Annotated in this window: 14 protein-coding genes; 5 read left to right on the forward strand and 9 right to left on the reverse strand. The window is 47.5% G+C overall.

Going from position 1 to position 15,819, the window contains the following annotated elements:
* Positions 1–47: 47 nt before the first annotated feature.
* Together CHK_RS01500 and CHK_RS01505 are read right to left on the reverse strand one after the other, a co-directional pair.
* Positions 48–1,793, reverse strand: coding sequence for an ABC transporter ATP-binding protein (locus CHK_RS01500; RefSeq protein ID WP_046442221.1), 1,746 nt, complete (start codon positions 1,791–1,793; stop codon positions 48–50).
* Positions 1,786–3,528 carry an ABC transporter ATP-binding protein gene (locus tag CHK_RS01505; protein WP_046442222.1) on the reverse strand — a complete coding sequence of 581 codons (1,743 nt, stop codon included), beginning with the start codon at positions 3,526–3,528 and terminating at the stop codon, positions 1,786–1,788. The genes CHK_RS01500 and CHK_RS01505 overlap by 8 nt, the downstream gene beginning before the upstream one ends.
* A gap of 291 nt (positions 3,529–3,819) precedes the next feature.
* Here CHK_RS01505 and CHK_RS01510 point away from each other — a divergent pair, with 291 nt between their 5' ends.
* Entirely contained in the window at positions 3,820–4,989 is a 1,170-nt protein-coding gene (locus CHK_RS01510; protein ID WP_046442223.1) for an iron-containing alcohol dehydrogenase, read from the forward strand.
* A 67-nt stretch (positions 4,990–5,056) separates the two neighbouring features.
* Here the strand turns inward: CHK_RS01510 and CHK_RS01515 are convergent, their stop codons facing one another.
* The 5 genes from CHK_RS01515 to metA are packed head-to-tail and all read right to left on the reverse strand — an operon-like array spanning position 5,057 to position 9,563.
* On the reverse strand, positions 5,057–6,142 hold the full coding sequence (locus CHK_RS01515; RefSeq protein ID WP_046442225.1) for a hypothetical protein: 1,086 nt from the start codon (positions 6,140–6,142) through the stop codon (positions 5,057–5,059).
* A 9-nt stretch (positions 6,143–6,151) separates the two neighbouring features.
* Positions 6,152–7,237, reverse strand: coding sequence for an iron-containing alcohol dehydrogenase family protein (locus tag CHK_RS01520; protein WP_046442226.1), 1,086 nt, complete (start codon positions 7,235–7,237; stop codon positions 6,152–6,154).
* Positions 7,238–7,259: 22 nt separating this feature from the next.
* Entirely contained in the window at positions 7,260–7,691 is a 432-nt protein-coding gene (locus CHK_RS01525) for an RbsD/FucU family protein (RefSeq protein WP_046442227.1), read from the reverse strand.
* A 25-nt stretch (positions 7,692–7,716) separates the two neighbouring features.
* Complete coding sequence (cysK, locus tag CHK_RS01530; protein WP_046442228.1) at positions 7,717–8,631, reverse strand: cysteine synthase A; 915 nt, start codon at positions 8,629–8,631, stop codon at positions 7,717–7,719.
* A gap of 5 nt (positions 8,632–8,636) precedes the next feature.
* Positions 8,637–9,563, reverse strand: coding sequence for a homoserine O-acetyltransferase MetA (gene metA / locus CHK_RS01535; RefSeq protein ID WP_046442230.1), 927 nt, complete (start codon positions 9,561–9,563; stop codon positions 8,637–8,639).
* A gap of 270 nt (positions 9,564–9,833) precedes the next feature.
* Here metA and CHK_RS01540 point away from each other — a divergent pair, with 270 nt between their 5' ends.
* On the forward strand, positions 9,834–10,745 hold the full coding sequence (locus tag CHK_RS01540; protein ID WP_046442231.1) for a serine O-acetyltransferase: 912 nt from the start codon (positions 9,834–9,836) through the stop codon (positions 10,743–10,745).
* An 81-nt stretch (positions 10,746–10,826) separates the two neighbouring features.
* Here the strand turns inward: CHK_RS01540 and pdxT are convergent, their stop codons facing one another.
* The gene (gene pdxT, locus CHK_RS01545) at positions 10,827–11,429 is read right to left on the reverse strand and encodes a pyridoxal 5'-phosphate synthase glutaminase subunit PdxT (RefSeq protein WP_046442232.1); all 603 of its coding nucleotides are present in this window, start codon (positions 11,427–11,429) and stop codon (positions 10,827–10,829) included.
* Position 11,430: 1 nt separating this feature from the next.
* Positions 11,431–12,306, reverse strand: a complete 876-nt coding sequence (gene pdxS, locus CHK_RS01550; protein ID WP_046442233.1) for a pyridoxal 5'-phosphate synthase lyase subunit PdxS — start codon at positions 12,304–12,306, stop codon at positions 11,431–11,433.
* 115 nt (positions 12,307–12,421) lie between these two features.
* Between pdxS and pdxR the strand changes: the two genes are divergently transcribed.
* From pdxR to CHK_RS01565, 3 genes are all read left to right on the forward strand, one after another.
* On the forward strand, positions 12,422–13,825 hold the full coding sequence (gene pdxR / locus CHK_RS01555) for a MocR-like pyridoxine biosynthesis transcription factor PdxR (RefSeq protein WP_046442234.1): 1,404 nt from the start codon (positions 12,422–12,424) through the stop codon (positions 13,823–13,825).
* Between the two features lie 152 nt (positions 13,826–13,977).
* Complete coding sequence (locus CHK_RS01560) at positions 13,978–15,270, forward strand: MATE family efflux transporter (RefSeq protein ID WP_276324929.1); 1,293 nt, start codon at positions 13,978–13,980, stop codon at positions 15,268–15,270.
* Positions 15,257–15,706: a MarR family winged helix-turn-helix transcriptional regulator gene (locus tag CHK_RS01565; protein ID WP_046442236.1), complete on the forward strand. Its 450-nt coding sequence runs from the start codon at positions 15,257–15,259 to the stop codon at positions 15,704–15,706. The genes CHK_RS01560 and CHK_RS01565 overlap by 14 nt, the downstream gene beginning before the upstream one ends.
* Positions 15,707–15,819: the final 113 nt, after the last annotated feature.

Here is a 15,819-nt window from a genome sequence, read left to right on the forward strand (position 1 = left end):
ATGGAAAAAGCTGTCTTGTTTCCAGGACAGCTTTTTTATTTGCTTTCTTATTCAGCCTGTTCAAACTGGCTGTTGTAAAGTCCGGCATAAAAGCCGCCTTTTTCGATCAATTCACGATGTGTTCCCTGCTCTACGATGCTCCCCTCATTCATTACAAGGATACAATCCGCCTCGCGTATGGTGGAAAGCCTGTGTGCCACAACAAAGCTGGTGCGCCCTTTCATCAGCTTTTCAAAGGCCCGCTGTATTTGCATTTCCGTGCGCGTGTCAATGCTGCTTGTCGCTTCGTCAAGAATCAGCATCGGCGGCTGAACCAGCATCACCCGTGCAATGCACAAAAGCTGCTTTTGCCCTTGGGATATGTTTCCGCCGTCTTCCGAAATAATCGTGTCATAACCATCCGGCAGGCGTTTAATAAAACTATGCGCATGCGCCGCTTTTGCGGCTTCTACGATCTCTTCCTCCGTAGCATCCGGTTTGCCGTAAGCAATATTATCGCGCACACTGCCCGCAAACAGCCACGTTTCCTGCAACACCATGCCATAAAGCGCACGCATGGAATTGCGCGTCATCGCTTTGATCTGCCTACCGTCAATACTGATTGTGCCGCTGTCTACATCGTAAAAACGCATCAACAAATTGATGATCGTAGTTTTTCCGCTTCCTGTTGGTCCTACGATTGCCACACGTTCGCCTGATCTTGTATGCACGGTAAGTCCTTCGATCAGCTTCCTGTCCGGAACATAGGAGAAGGACACATTTTCCATGCTTACGTTTCCATTGCTTGTCTCTACGACTACAGCATCCGGACTGTCCGGCGCTTCAAGCGGCTCGTCCAACACCTCAAACACCCTGCGCGCCGAAGCGAGGGCGGTTTGCAGCTCCGTTACGACGCCGGATATCTCGTTAAAGGGCTTGGTATACTGATTTGCATAAATTAAAAAACTGGATAGTTGTCCGATTGAAATACCGCCGTTCACCGCGGAAACCGCTCCTACAATTCCTACCACCGCATAAACAATCGCATTCACAAAACGCGTACTTGGATTGGTAAGCGATGAGGCAAACTGCGATTTAACTCCACTTGTATATAATCTGCCGTTGATCTCTTCGAAAGCATCCTGCGCCCTCTGCTCATAGCCAAAGGCTTTTACAATCTTCTGGTTTCCGACCATTTCCTCGATATATCCGCTGAGCTCCCCTCGTACCGCAGCCTGCTCGCGAAACAGATGGAATGATCTTTTTGCGATAAAGGCAGCAACAAAAAGCGATAAAGGCGTAATCAATACCACCACAAGCGTGATCGTCATATTAATAGACAACATAAAGAGAAGCGTGCCTACAATGGTTACAACCCCGGTAAAAAGCTGCGCAAACCCCTGCAACAGTCCATCGGAAATCTGGTCGATGTCGTTTACAACCCTGCTGATCAGGTCTCCATGGGAATGTCCGTCGATGTACTTTAACGGGATATTTTTCAGCCGCTCAAATACCGCGACACGCAAATCGCGCACTGCATGATATGTCACATGGTTGGTGCATCTTGTCATAATCCATTGGAAAAGCGCCGAAAGACCGATTGCAACGCCAATAGTCAGCAAAATCGGGACGATCTTTGCGAAGGCAACGTTGCCCGGCCCAACAATCAAATCCACCGCGTTACCAATTAAAACGGGTGTCCATAAAGACATCGCAACGCTGAGAGCGGCACTGACCAAAGCAATTACCAGATATCCTTTATAACGTGCCAGAAAACCAACGAGCCTTTTGATCACATCCTTGTTTTTAAGCATTGCCTTTCACCTCGCTTTCGCTGAGCTGGGAAAGGCATATCTCGCGATATATTTCATTGGTTTCAAACAGTTCGTCATGCGTTCCCACACCCATTACCCTGCCGTCGTCAAAGACAATGATCTTATCTGCATTTTTTAACGTCGTCGCCCGCTGGGAAACCATAATTACCGTGATATCCCTGCTGTATTCCCTGATTGCCCGTCTGAGCGCAGCGTCCGTGGCAAAATCAAGCGCGGACGCGCTGTCATCCAGAATCAGCACATCAGGCCCGCCAACAAGCGCGCGTGCTATGGTAAGCCTTTGCTTTTGGCCCCCTGATAGATTTTTACCCCCCTGTAAAATTTGGGTATCCAGCTTTTGGGGCATCCGGCCCACAAATTCATCTGCCTGCGCCACCCGCAGCGCATCCCAAATTTCCTGATCCGTCGCATTTTCATCACGCCAAAGCATATTTTCACGCACAGTGCCCGTAAAAAGCACCGCTTTTTGAGGAACCATACCAATCTGTCCGCGCAAATCCGAAAAACGATATTCTCTCACATCGATCCCGTCAAAAAGCACCCTTCCCTTTTCCACGTCGTAAAACCTGGGAATCAGGTTGACAAAGGTCGATTTTCCGGAACCAGTACCTCCGATCACACCGATTGTCTGCCCCCGCATGATCCTGACCGAGACGTCCGTCAGCGCATCGTCTCCGCTTCCATAGGAAAAAGAAACGTTATCAAACTCTATTTTTGGTGTACTTGTTGAGCCGTCCGCTTTGATATTCTCATTCCCTTTATCCTCAATGCCCGGCTGCTGCTCCAATACCTCATTAACCCTGACAGCCGAAGCCGAGGCTTTTGTAAAAATAACCACAAGATTTGCGACGACGATAAGCGCAAGCAATATCTGCGTCATATACTGCACCAGGGCCACGATTTGCCCTTGCTCTAAAGCGTCCATATTAACGGCATTTCCGCCAAACCAAATGATGGCAATAATCGCAAGGTTCACGATCAAATAGGTAAGAGGATTCAAAAGCGCGGATATTTTCCCAACGCGGATTGCCGCATCCTGCAACTCTCCTGTAGCTTCCTGAAACCGCTCCTGTTCTTTTTCCTGTTTGGAAAATGCGCGGATGACGCGCACGCCTGAAAGATTCTCCCTCGTCACAAGTGAAATCCGATCCAGCATCTTTTGGATCGCACGGTAAAACGGCACTGATTTTGTCATGATAAGGTAAAGCACAACCGCAATTCCCACAGCCGCGACAAGAAAAATGACCGACATTTTCAAATCTATAATCATTGCCATTACGGTAGCGCCAATCACCAGAAACGGTGCACGGATCACAAGGCGTATGAGCATCGCCACTGCCACCTGGAGCTGGTTTACGTCGTTTGTGATACGCGTGATCAGCGATGGCGTACCAATGTCATCAATTTCCGCATGGCTAAGCCTCCCAATATGCGCAAACATTTGATTGCGCAGGTCGGTTCCAAATCCCTGGGATGCTTTTGCGGCAAAATACTGGCAAACAAGCGCACAGCAAAGACCTACCGCAGCAATAAGAATCATTACTCCCCCCATACGGAAGATATAATCCCTGTCGGCATTTTTGATTCCCAGATCAATGATATTCGCCATAATAAGGGGCGCAATCAACTCGAGGATCGCTTCAATCAACTTAAAGATCGGCCCCAAAACGACTTCTTTTTTGTAGTTTTTTAAATACCTTGCTAATTTCCACATACGCTTTTCCTATCTTGTATTTAACCATTACTATATTAGCACAATCACACTGTTTTGTGATAGCTTTCTATTTATTCCCATTTCAGGCGTTTTATCAGGCATTACAAATTACCATATTAATAATAATTTTTGTCGTTATATCATTTTTGATTTAGAAAATATAGTTTGATATATATTTAACAATGTGTGAAAATGAGCAGTATAAAGAGTACTGAATCACTTAATTGGTTATCAATAAAGTGTAAGAAAAATTATGAAGTGTAAGAAAAATTATGAAAGGAAGTTTTTATTATGGCAAGATTTACTTTACCCCGCGACCTGTATTTTGGTCCTGACGCAATCAATGAGCTTTCCTGCCTGAAAGGTTATAAACGCGCGATCATCGTGACCGGCGGTTCCTCCATGCAGAAATTCGGTTTCCTTGAAAAGCTGGAAAATGTTCTTCATGAAGCCGGACTTGAAACGAAGCTTTTTGAAGGAGTCGAGCCCGATCCTTCTGTTGAGACCGTTTACCGCGGCGCCCAGGCAATGCGCGACTTTGAACCGGACGTAATCGTCGCAATCGGCGGTGGTTCGCCGATTGATGCGGCAAAGGCAATGTGGGTGTTCTATGAATATCCGGAAAAGACCTTTGACGATATCAAGGATCCGTTTACTATGCCAAAATTACGCCAGAAAGCAATTTTCGTGGCTATCCCGTCTACATCCGGCACAGCCACCGAGGTAACCGCTTTTTCAGTCATTACAGATTACAATACGCTGATCAAGTATCCGCTGGCAGATTTTGAAATCACGCCGGACATTGCGATACTCGACAATAATATTCCTCTGACAATGCCAAAGTCCCTAACCGCAGATACAGGAATGGACGCTCTTACACACGCGATTGAAGCATATGTGGCAGCCCTGCGCAGCCCCTTCTCTGACGCGCTTGCATTAAAGGCAATCCAAATGATCTATGAAAACCTCGTTGCTTCCGTTGAAGGCAATGTGGAAGCAAGAGGCGCAATGCACGTAGCGCAGTGTATGGCAGGTATGGCGTTCTCAAATGCCCTGCTGGGGATTGCCCATTCGCTGGCGCATAAAACGGGCGCACAGTTTGACATCCCTCACGGCCGTTGCAACGCGATTTTGTTGCCCTATGTAATTGAATACAACGAAAAGACAAGCAGCGAACAGCTTGCGGAAATCGCACGTGCCCTGGGACTTCCCGGCGCAACGACAAAGCAGTTGGTTAATTCGCTGGTTGACGCAATAAAGGAGCTCAATAAAAAGCTTAGCATCAAACAAAGTTATTGCGAAAACGGCGTAACTGAGGAGAACTACCTCAAGGTCGCGGATTTCATCGCAGAAAATGCGGTTGCCGATCCGTGTACGGGAAGCAACCCGCGTGAAACAGACGTTGCATCCATGAGGAAAATCCTCGATTGCGCGTACTATGGCAGAGATGTAGAATTCTAATTCGATTCCTTACTTATAGAAAAACCGTTCACCCATAGTTGGATGAACGGTTTTTCATTTATATTCTTTATTGATTGTTCTGATCGTTCCCGTTGTTTTCGTTCTGCTGCTGTTGCGCTTCCGGCGGTGTTGTGGGAGCAGCGGCCGGAGGTATTTGCTGCGTTTGCTGCTGTGGCTGCTGCCATGTCTGCCCGCCGTTCCCCGCCGGGTTGGTATAAGGATTAAACGGCGCCGTATTCATAACGCCCTGCGAATCCTTTCCATCGCTCACACTCTTTGCATTCAGGTATACCTCAAACATATACGGTGTGGTAAACGTTTGCAGTAAAATCCCAATCACCGTGCTGACTGCTGTTGCAAGCGGCGTCCAAAACATGAGAGTCGAGCTTGCTGTAGTAAGCATGTCTGTTGAAATCCCATAAGGTATTGCAAAAAGCATTGAGAAATACGGTATCAGCCACGGAAGCATGACAGCCATTTCAATGACTGAAACAATAATGCCAATCAGTAAGACGTGTCCGAGACTCTTCCAGAAATTGCCGCGGAAAATATAGCGGAAAGATTTAAACACAGCGCCAAACCCGCTGGTCGCCTCCATTCCCGGAATAAACTGTACGAAGCTGATGCAGAACATGTAGAGCATCAGTAATACGACAAGCACGATAATCGCCGGAAGGATCACGGCGATCACAGCCATAACGTCGGTTATACTGTTCACACCTGAAAACATTCCGATCGAGGAAACGATCGTCCCTGCCGCTACCAGCATATAAATAAGCATGATGATGATCACTGCGGCAAACGTAATTACAATCCCCGCCAGTAGCGTCGTCAGGTATCTGACATAGTTTGCCTTTGCCGCTCCCCAGGCGTTTGCAAAGGTCGCTGGAACGCCCGTCAGGTGATAAGAACGCAGTATGCTGACCATATAAGCCATAAACAGCGGTGAAGCAAATACCATGTAGAGGATCGATAAAATTGAAATCGTCCCTCCCAATGATACCATACGCGGATTTTGCGAAATTGCCGAAGAGCAAATCGAAAGAAGCAAGGTTGGCACCGTATAGGCAAGAAGCCCCGTAAAAAGCGTTTTGAAATTATGACTTGTCGTATTCCAGGCAGAACGGAATACCTCTCCCAGTGATTTATTCATGCCTTCCTCCTATCCAAGCAGCGATGCAAGATAAATTTTCATGATATCAGCCTTTGTAACCGGTTTTGCATTCTTTTTCCGGATCGCGTCAGCCGCAGAAATTTCTGTGAAACGTTCCAGTTCTTCCTTCGTTACACGTGGTTTTTCCCCTAAAATTTCGTCGATCATGCCAATGAATCCCTGTACGCCGTCCACCTGCAGCAGGCTGCAAAGTTTATCGACCTTTTCCTTATTTGCATCGTATACAAATTCAACGTACCTGCCCAGCGTCAGGGCGCACGCACGTCCATGTGGAATGTCTTTTTGCACGGTAAGCGGATAACCGATTGTATGTACGGCGGACGTTCCCGCCATGCTGATCACAATTCCTCCCAAGGTGGAAGTATAAAGCATTAATTGAAGCTGTTCCGGCGTAAACTTACAGGCTTTGAGCGCTTCCTTATACTGAGCAAAATTACGGAACGCCTCCTCCGCGAGCATCTGCGTCGCCCACGATTCAAAGATCAGGTATCCTTCTACGCAATGCGCCAATGCGTCAAGCGCCGTGTCGATCATCACGTGATCCGGCAGCGTTTTAAGATACTTTGCGTCAAGTAATGCAACTGCGGGAAAAAGCTCCGGCTTCGCAAACGATTTTTTTGTCTCCCCGACGGTCAATACAGAAACAGCGGTCACTTCACTGCCCGTACCGCATGTCGTTGGTATGGCAATTACTGGCAGCGGCGCGTTTTGATAAGATTTTTCGTAGAGTCCTTCCGCCGGCATATCGTTCGTTGCAAGCACCGCAACGCCTTTAGCCGCGTCCATCGCGCTTCCGCCGCCCACAGTGACTATAAAATCAAAATTCGGCGCATAACCCAATAACTTTGCGACATCTTCCGGCGAAGGATTCGGCGGCACATTTTCACATACATGGTAACAAACGTCCTCCTGCTCAAGAGCCGCACACAGATCACTGAGCGCGCCATTTTTACCTGCGGAACCCGATTTTACGATCACAGCACGTTTTCCAAATGAGGAAAGAAGCGACGCATTTTTTTTCACACAATCTTCGCCCACTATGATTTTAGTGGGAATTTGAAACGTAAATTCCATTCTTATGCCCTCTTTACCGCTGTTACAAGATAACGCCTTTCTTTAAAATTATGTTTGCATAGCCTTCGCTTTCCCCGGTCGCGACTACTGCATAGCATTCGCGTGCACGGTCATAAAAGGCAAACCTCTCCATCTTTTCAAATCCGTTCTTGTAACCGCCTGAAAAGTCCTTATTCCTGATAATTTCATCATACTTTTTCCATACGCCCGGCTCATCTCCGGCAGGCGCGTCCATAAGGACTGCCGGTTGATCCACAAAAATATCCAGTGGCATCAGCTCGAGCACCGCTTCCAGAAGCTCTGTAATTTTGTGCCCATCCGCACGGATCACTCTCTGCCCCATGGAATCCGCCGGAAAATTAGCGTCTCCAAAACAAATTTCGTCTCCATGCCCCATATTCATGAGCGCATACATCAGCTCAGGAGAAATAATAGATGGTATATTCTTTAACATAATAAACACCCCTTATCCTTTTCAATTATTGATTGTTACTGAATAGATCCGTAGACAAATACCGTTCTCCGGTATCCGGCAGTACTACGACAACTTTCTTACCTGCGTTTTCCGGCCTCTCTGCAAGCTTAACAGCCGCAGCAAGCGCCGCTCCCGACGACACACCGCACAATACGCCTTCCTTGTGCGCCAGTGTGCGGGCCATTTCATACGCCTCTTCCGCGCTGATCTGCATCACTTCGTCAATCACGTCCCTGTTTAAAATCTTTGGTACGAAGCCCGCACCAATTCCCTGTATTTTGTGCGGAGCCGCTTTTCCTCCGGACAGCACCGGGCTCTCGGCGGGCTCAACCGCCACAATCTGCACATCCGAAAGCCGTTCCTTAAATACTTCTCCGCAGCCTGTGATCGTTCCTCCCGTTCCCACGCCCGCGACAAAAATATCCACATCGTCTACCAGATCGCGCAGGATTTCAGGCGCGGTTGTTTCTTTGTGGGCCTGCACGTTCGCCAAGCTTTCAAACTGGTTTGGCATATATCCGTTTTCTTTGGCACAAATTTCTTTCGCCTGCTCGATCGCGCCGCGCATTCCTTTTGCAGCCGGCGTAAGCACCAGTTCCGCGCCAAGAGCTGCAAGAAGGTTCCTGCGCTCGATACTCATGGATTCCGGCATGGTAAGCACCAGGCGCAAACCAAGGCAGGTACAGATATAGGCAAGCGCAATCCCCGTATTTCCACTTGTCGATTCCACAATTACCGTATCGTCCTTAATAAGGCCGCGGTCGATTCCGTCTTTGATCATATAATAGGCCGCCCTGTCTTTCACGCTCCCCTGCGGATTAAAATATTCGAGCTTTGCCCAGATTGCAGGGTTGATGTTGTTAAGCTGAAGCAGCGGTGTATCGCCGATCAGGTCTGTCAATTTTTTCGCAAGTTTCATACCAATCACTCCTCATTTTTAATCGCCTGTAAGTCATACGGCGTTTCCTGATATACATAATAATTGAGCCAGTTATTAAACAACAGGTTTGCATGTCCGCGCCAACGAACGAGCGGCGGCTTTTTGGGATCGTTATCCGTAAAGTAGTTGACAGGCATCGGCACTTCCATCCCTTTTGTAAGATCCCTTATATATTCTGTTTTCAGCGTATTTGCGTCATATTCCGGATGACCTGTAACAAATATCTGCCGTCCGCGTTTCGCACTGACCATATAAAGGCCCTCTTCGCCAAACTCGCACAGGATATGAAGCTGACTTTTCTTTTCCACATCCGCTTTTTTGATATAGCTATGCCGCGAGTGCGGCGCCCAGAAAACATCGTCAAACCCGCGCATCAACGGACTATTGTCATCCGTACGTTTATGAAGGTATATGCCGGAAAGCTTTTGCTCCAAAGGGTACTTTGGAATCCCATAATGATAATAAAGCCCAGCCTGCGCCGCCCAGCAAATATGGAGTGTTGAATAAACGTTTTGCAGGCTCCAGTCCATAATCTCCTCGAGCTCCTTCCAGTAGGTCACCTGCTCGAAGGGTATTTGTTCCACAGGCGCGCCTGTAATAATCAGCCCGTCAAACTTCTGGTTTTTTACATCGTCAAATGTATTATAAAACGTGTTCAGATGTTCAATCGGCGTATTTTTGGATACATGAGTCGCCGGGTGCAGCAAAACGATCTCCACCTGCAACGGCGAATTCGCCAGCAGCCGCATCAGCTGTGTCTCCGTTTGTTCCTTGGTGGGCATGATGTTGAGAATCGCAATTCGGAGCGGACGGATATCCTGCTCCTCGGCACGCTCAAAGGGCATCGTAAATATGCCCTCCTGCGCCAATACTTTTGCTGCCGGCAATTTGCTGTTGATATTAATAGGCATACTTGCATTCCCCTTTCTGCAGCCCTGCCATGACAAATACCACAATCACGCACGCTGCATGCTCTGTCAATAAAGAATTCCAGAAAGATATGCCCCCTATTCTTCAATGACTCCGCTATAAAAGTTTCTTTGACATCTATTATACAATAACTATATAATATAAGTACACTTTTTTATAAAATAGTAATCTCTTTTTGTCCGGGCAACCTCGCACATTACGCGAAAAGCATCTGGAGCTATTTATAAAAATGCAGCGTTTGGAGGACGATCATGCTGGAAGAATGGACCAAAAAAACCGCGCCTGAGATCGCAGATAAAATCATTGGCATCAACGCGCATAATATCAACGGCGATACAATCAGTGGCTTTGGAATGAAACAAAAAGTCGCCGCATTTATAAATTTGATCCGCAGCGCCATGTTTCCAAATATTTATGATACGGCAGTTGTAAAGGAGGCGGACCTGCATAAAAATGTTACTTCCCGCCTGAAAGAAGCGGCGATCCTTCTTGACTGTATTGTAGCAGAGGTTATGGTAAACCAGTGCCACCTTCAAAAACGCGAACGTCTGGATTGCGATAAATGCAGGAAAAACGCGCGGCGCATTACCCTGCACTTTATGGACCAGCTGCCTGAAATTGCCCGCTTGCTGAATACCGATATCGAGGCGGCGTACTGCGGCGATCCGGCTGCAATTTCCAATGAAGAGATACTCCTTGCTTATCCCGGCTTTGAGGCCGTCAGCATTTACAGGCTCGCCCACGCGCTTCAGAGACGGCATATACCTCTCTTACCTCGTATTATGACGGAACAGGCCCACAGCAAAACCGGAATTGATATCCATCCCGGCGCAACGATCGGCGAATATTTCTTTATTGACCATGGCACAGGCGTTGTTATTGGAGAAACCTGTACCATTGGCAAACATGTGAAAATATATCAGGGCGTAACGCTTGGCGCAAAGAGCTTTGAACTGGACGAAAAAGGTCATCCTGTGAAAGGGGTAAAACGTCATCCTGATATCAGGGACAACGTTGTTATTTATTCCGGAGCAACCATTCTGGGCGGCGATACGGTGATTGGCGAAAACTGTGTGATCGGCGGTAATGTCTGGCTTACACATTCAATCGATCCCGGCACGACTGTTTATAACTCAACGCCCTCGCCAATTATCGGAAAATAAAATTGATCGTAAAAAGCAGGCGCCATGCCTGCTTTTTTATTAGTTCTGTCTACGCCGGTCTATTCCATTCATTGATGCTTTTCACGCGCTTCTTCCTGCCGGAGCCTCCCTGTAATTGTTTCGCACAATATCCAAAAAATATCGATGTACGCTGCGGTTATCAGTCAGCTCCGGATGAAATGCGGTTACCAGCATATTTCCCTGCCTGGCCGCTACAATCTTCTCATCTACTCTTGCAAGAATATCCACATTTTTCCCTGCCGATTCAATATATGGTCCGCGGATAAACGTCATTGGGATCAGCCCAATCCCCACAAATTCCTCTATCACCTCAAAACTGCCAAGCTGCCTGCCATATGCGTTACGCCTGACTGTCGTATCCATGCAGGCAAAGCATGGCTGATCACCGCCCGTAATCCTTTTTGCAAGGAGAATCAGCCCCGCACACGTCCCCAGCACCGGCAGGCCGTTTCGAATCATCTCCTGAAGCGGTTCCAGCAAATCCAGTCTTACCAGAAGCTTTCTCATCACAGTACTCTCCCCGCCCGGCAAAATCAGCCCATCCATTTTTTGTCCCGGTATGTCGCTCTTTTTTCGTATTTCAAAGCATGTGATTCCCTCATCCTCCAAAATGCCAATGTGCTCGGCAAAAGCGCCTTGAAGAGCCAATACTCCTATGTTCATCTTATTTTCCCCGTTCCGCCATCAGGATCTCAATCTCCTGTTCGTTGATTCCAACCATCGCTTCTCCAAGATCCTCGGAAAGCCGCGCGAGCATATCCGCATCGTGATAGTTCGTTACTGCCGCGACGATTGCAGCGGCGCGTTTTTCCGGATTTCCCGACTTAAAGATACCTGAGCCAACAAAAACGCCTTCCGCGCCAAGCTGCATCATCAATGCCGCATCAGCCGGAGTTGCGATTCCGCCCGCCGCAAAATTTACAACCGGCAGTTTTCCGTTTCCATGCACATAGCGCAACAACTCATATGGTACGCCCAATTTTTTTGCCGATTCAAATAATTCGTCCTCCGCAAGTGATGAAATTCTTCTCATTTCACTTGTCAGCATACGCATATGCCGCACCGCCTGAACAATATCTCCCGTTCCGGGTTCGCCTTTTGTTCGGATCATGGAGGCGCCTTCCGCAATTCTGCGAAGCGCCTCCGACAGATCCTTTGCGCCGCATACGAACGGCACCTTAAATTGTGTTTTGTCAATGTGGTAAACATCATCCGCTGGGGAAAGCACTTCGCTTTCATCGATATAATCGATCTGGATTGCCTGAAGTATCTGTGCTTCCGCGAAATGACCTATCCTCACCTTCGCCATGACCGGAATGCTTACAGCTTCCTGTATCCCGCGGATCATACCCGGATCGCTCATGCGGGAAACGCCCCCTGCCGCGCGAATATCGGCAGGTATGCGTTCCAGGGCCATGACTGCACACGCGCCCGCATCCTCCGCAATTTTTGCCTGCTGCGGCGTCGTTACATCCATAATAACGCCGCCTTTGAGCATCTGTGCTAAATTCTTGTTCAGTTCATATCGTTCTTCTGCCATTTTTCAAGTTCCTTTCTTGACATTGTTATTGTTTACGACTATGATTATAACCACAACTGATCTGTATTCAATCGCCAGTTTTATTCTTTTTTAGCATGCCAGATTGGAGGTTTCCATGTTAACGCCTATTTTAAAACATCATGATAAAATACCCGTTTACGAACAATTATACCGCTATATCCGCAGTGAAATAGAATGCGGAAACCTTATAAAAGGGCAACGGCTCCCATCCAAGCGTAAATTTTCCGTGCACTTGAAAATCAGCCAAAGTACAATCGAAAATGCGTATGCACAGCTTAGCGCTGAGGGTTATATCTATTCTCTGCCCAAGCGCGGTTATTTCGTCAACGAATTTTCCGGTTACCATATAAATTCTTCTCCGTCTGTTCCGCATGAAAGCTTTGAACCTCCCCATACGCCGCCGTCCATTCAATTTGATCTCAGGACCAATTCTGTGGATACACAGCACTTCCCCTTCTCGGTTTGGGCAAAGCTGATGCGTGAATGCCTCAACGAAAACAGCCAGGAGCTGCTGCGTGCCGCCGTTCCGCAGGGCAATTTATCACTTCGCCAGGAAATCGTACGGTATCTCCACGACTTTCGCGGAATTGACGCCCAGCCGTCCCAAATCGTTTTGGGCGCGGGTTCAGAGTATCTCCTTGGTCTCATTACGCAGCTTCTGGGCCGCGACAGTACGTATGCAGTGGAAAACCCGGGGTACCCAAAAACAGCCCGTATCCTGAATGCAAACGGCCTCAAGACAGTATTTATACCCCTGGATCACAACGGTATAGATATCGACGTGCTCTCTTCCTGCTCCGCCAATGTTCTTCATGTAACGCCCTCGCACCATTTTCCTCTTGGCATCGTTACTCCCATTGGCCGCCGGCAATCCCTTCTGGACTGGGCAGGCAAAGGAGAAAAACGCTACATCATTGAAGACGATTATGACAGCGAATTTCGTTTTTCCGGAAGGCCAATACCCGCGCTGCAAAGCCTTGACACAAATGAGCGTGTCATCTATATGAATACCTTTGCAAAAACGCTTGCCCCTTCCCTGCGTATCAGCTATATGGTTTTACCTCCGCATCTTGTACGGCGTTTCCATCAGGAATTATACTTTTACTCCTGTACCATACCAAGCTTTGAACAGGAAACGCTGAATAAATTCCTCAGCCGCGGTTATTTTGAACGGCATCTAAGCCGCATGCGCGGCCGCTATAAGTTCTGCCGCGATACTTTTATTTCACACCTGACAAAAAACATACCAAAATCACTTATTAAAATCAGCGGCCAGGATTCCGGCCTTCATCTCTTGCTTACGGTAGAAAACGGAATGGACGAGCAGTTACTGGTCTCTTCAGCACAAAAAAAAGGAGTACGGGTTTACGGGCTTTCATCCTACTATCATAACTCCTACGCATCACCTGTTTTTCCTGCCATAGTGGTTGGTTACTCCGGTTACCAACCGGACGAGCTTACGGAAGTGGCACATTTACTACAGACAGCATGGTTTTAAAATAAATTTCGACGAATGCTTGACATATCGTTTTCCATTCTGTAAAATGTCCAATATCGTACTAATTTTAATTTGCTCTATTTTATAGAATGAGGTGAACCATGCAAACGCAACCAAGCGAAAAACAATTTTTCAGATACGTTATCCCATCCATGCTAACCATGCTTCTTATGGGTTTCTATGCGATCATAGACGGATTTTTCGTTGGCCATGCAATCGGCGATACCGGTCTTGCCGCAATCAATCTTTCCTGGCCTATCGCGGCTTTTCTTCTTGCTGCGGGCACCGGAATTGGCGCGGGAGGCTCGGTCGTGATGTCTACACGTCTCGGCGAAGGCCGTCTTGAGGAATCCCGCCGGGCTTACGGGAACACCTTTTTTGTGCTGATTTTCTTCAGCATCGCAATGACGGTAATCCTCTCATTATTCTATGTCCCAATCTTAAGCTTCCTCGGAGCTGAGGGCGAGTTATTACAGGCGGCAGCCGAATATACTCAGATCGTTGCCGCAGGCAGCGCCTGCCAGATTTTAGGGACGGGGATTGTTCCTCTCCTGCGCAACAAGGGAAAGACGATTTCCGCCATGATCGCTATGATCAGCGGCCTTGGAACCAATATTGTGCTCGATGCCCTGTTTATCATGGGCTTTGGCTGGGGAATGTTCGGAGCAGCACTCGCAACCGTAATTGCACAGGCAATCGTCGCTGTCGTCAGCCTTATTATGCTGCTTTCCAAAAAGGAAAACCGTCTTTCATACAAAACGATGAGCCCTGATATCCGTACCATTGGGAAACTCCTTAAAATCGGATTTTCACCCTTTGGTATTTCCTTCGCGCCCTCGATCGTTATTATTCTCGCAAACTGGCAGTGTCTTGCTTATGGCGGCGGCGTTGTGGTTGCGGCGTATTCTGTACTGATGTATTTTGTGACCTCAGTGCAGCAGCTTTTATATGGCGTTGGCGAAGGAATACAGCCCCTTGTCAGTTATTTTAACGGTGCAAAACAACAGCAGCATGTAGATTCCATCCTGAAACGGGCCTTTGCCATGGTACTGATTTTGAGTGGTGCGCTTCTTTGCGTAGGAATCCTATGCCGTACAGGAATCCCTGCAATCTTTGGCGCTTCCAGCGAAACTGCGGCGCTTGTCTCTCAGGCGCTCGTTATTTCATCCTTCGCCTTTCCACTGGTTGGCATTACAAGGCTTGCTTCCTCATTTTTCTACGCAACACAGAATACGCGGTTTTCTGCAATTATTATCTATATCGATCCGCTTGTCCTTACGCCGCTTTTCCTGTTTACGCTTCCTCTGCTGTTTGACGTGACGGGAATATGGCTCGCGATGCCTGCGGCCCAGCTTGCACTTGTCGTCATTGTGGCGTTTCTGTTCAGGAAATATCGCCATTTTCATAAAATAAATCGATTGGAGTATTCTTATGAAACAAAATGAAGAAATCAGAAAGGAAATCGATCTTTATTACGAAAACTGGTTCAAAATCAATTATGCTTATTCCAGCTGGGCGCAAAGTCACGGCACTTCGGAAAATATGATATTGTCGCTTTATGAAATTGCCAGTGCCAAGGATGGTTGTACGCAACAGAGCCTGTGCCGCAAGCTTCTCCTGCCTAAGCAAACCATTTCTTTTATTCTTCACAAGCTCGAAAAACAGGGATTTTTATTCCGCAAAGAAAATCCGGGCGACAGGCGTAATAAGCTCGTGTTTTTAACTGAAGAAGGAAAAGCATATGCTGATGATGTACTCACAAAACTGGAGCAGGCTGAAATAAAGGCTTACCAGAGCATGACTACCGCGCAGCGCAAGGCAGTAACACAAGGACTTCGTATGCTTGCAGACGCGCTTTCAGAGCAGCTATGTCCAAAGTAAAAAACCTTTCCCTGTGAAGGAGGAAAGGTTTTTTGTACTAACACTGAGAAGGAATTTATGAAGAAAAAATCTATGGTTTTATCTTAATCCCTGTTTGTGATTGCTGTGTGATA

It is taken from the genome of Christensenella hongkongensis, assembly GCF_000981035.1.
In the GTDB taxonomy this organism is placed as follows: domain Bacteria; phylum Bacillota; class Clostridia; order Christensenellales; family Christensenellaceae; genus Christensenella; species Christensenella hongkongensis.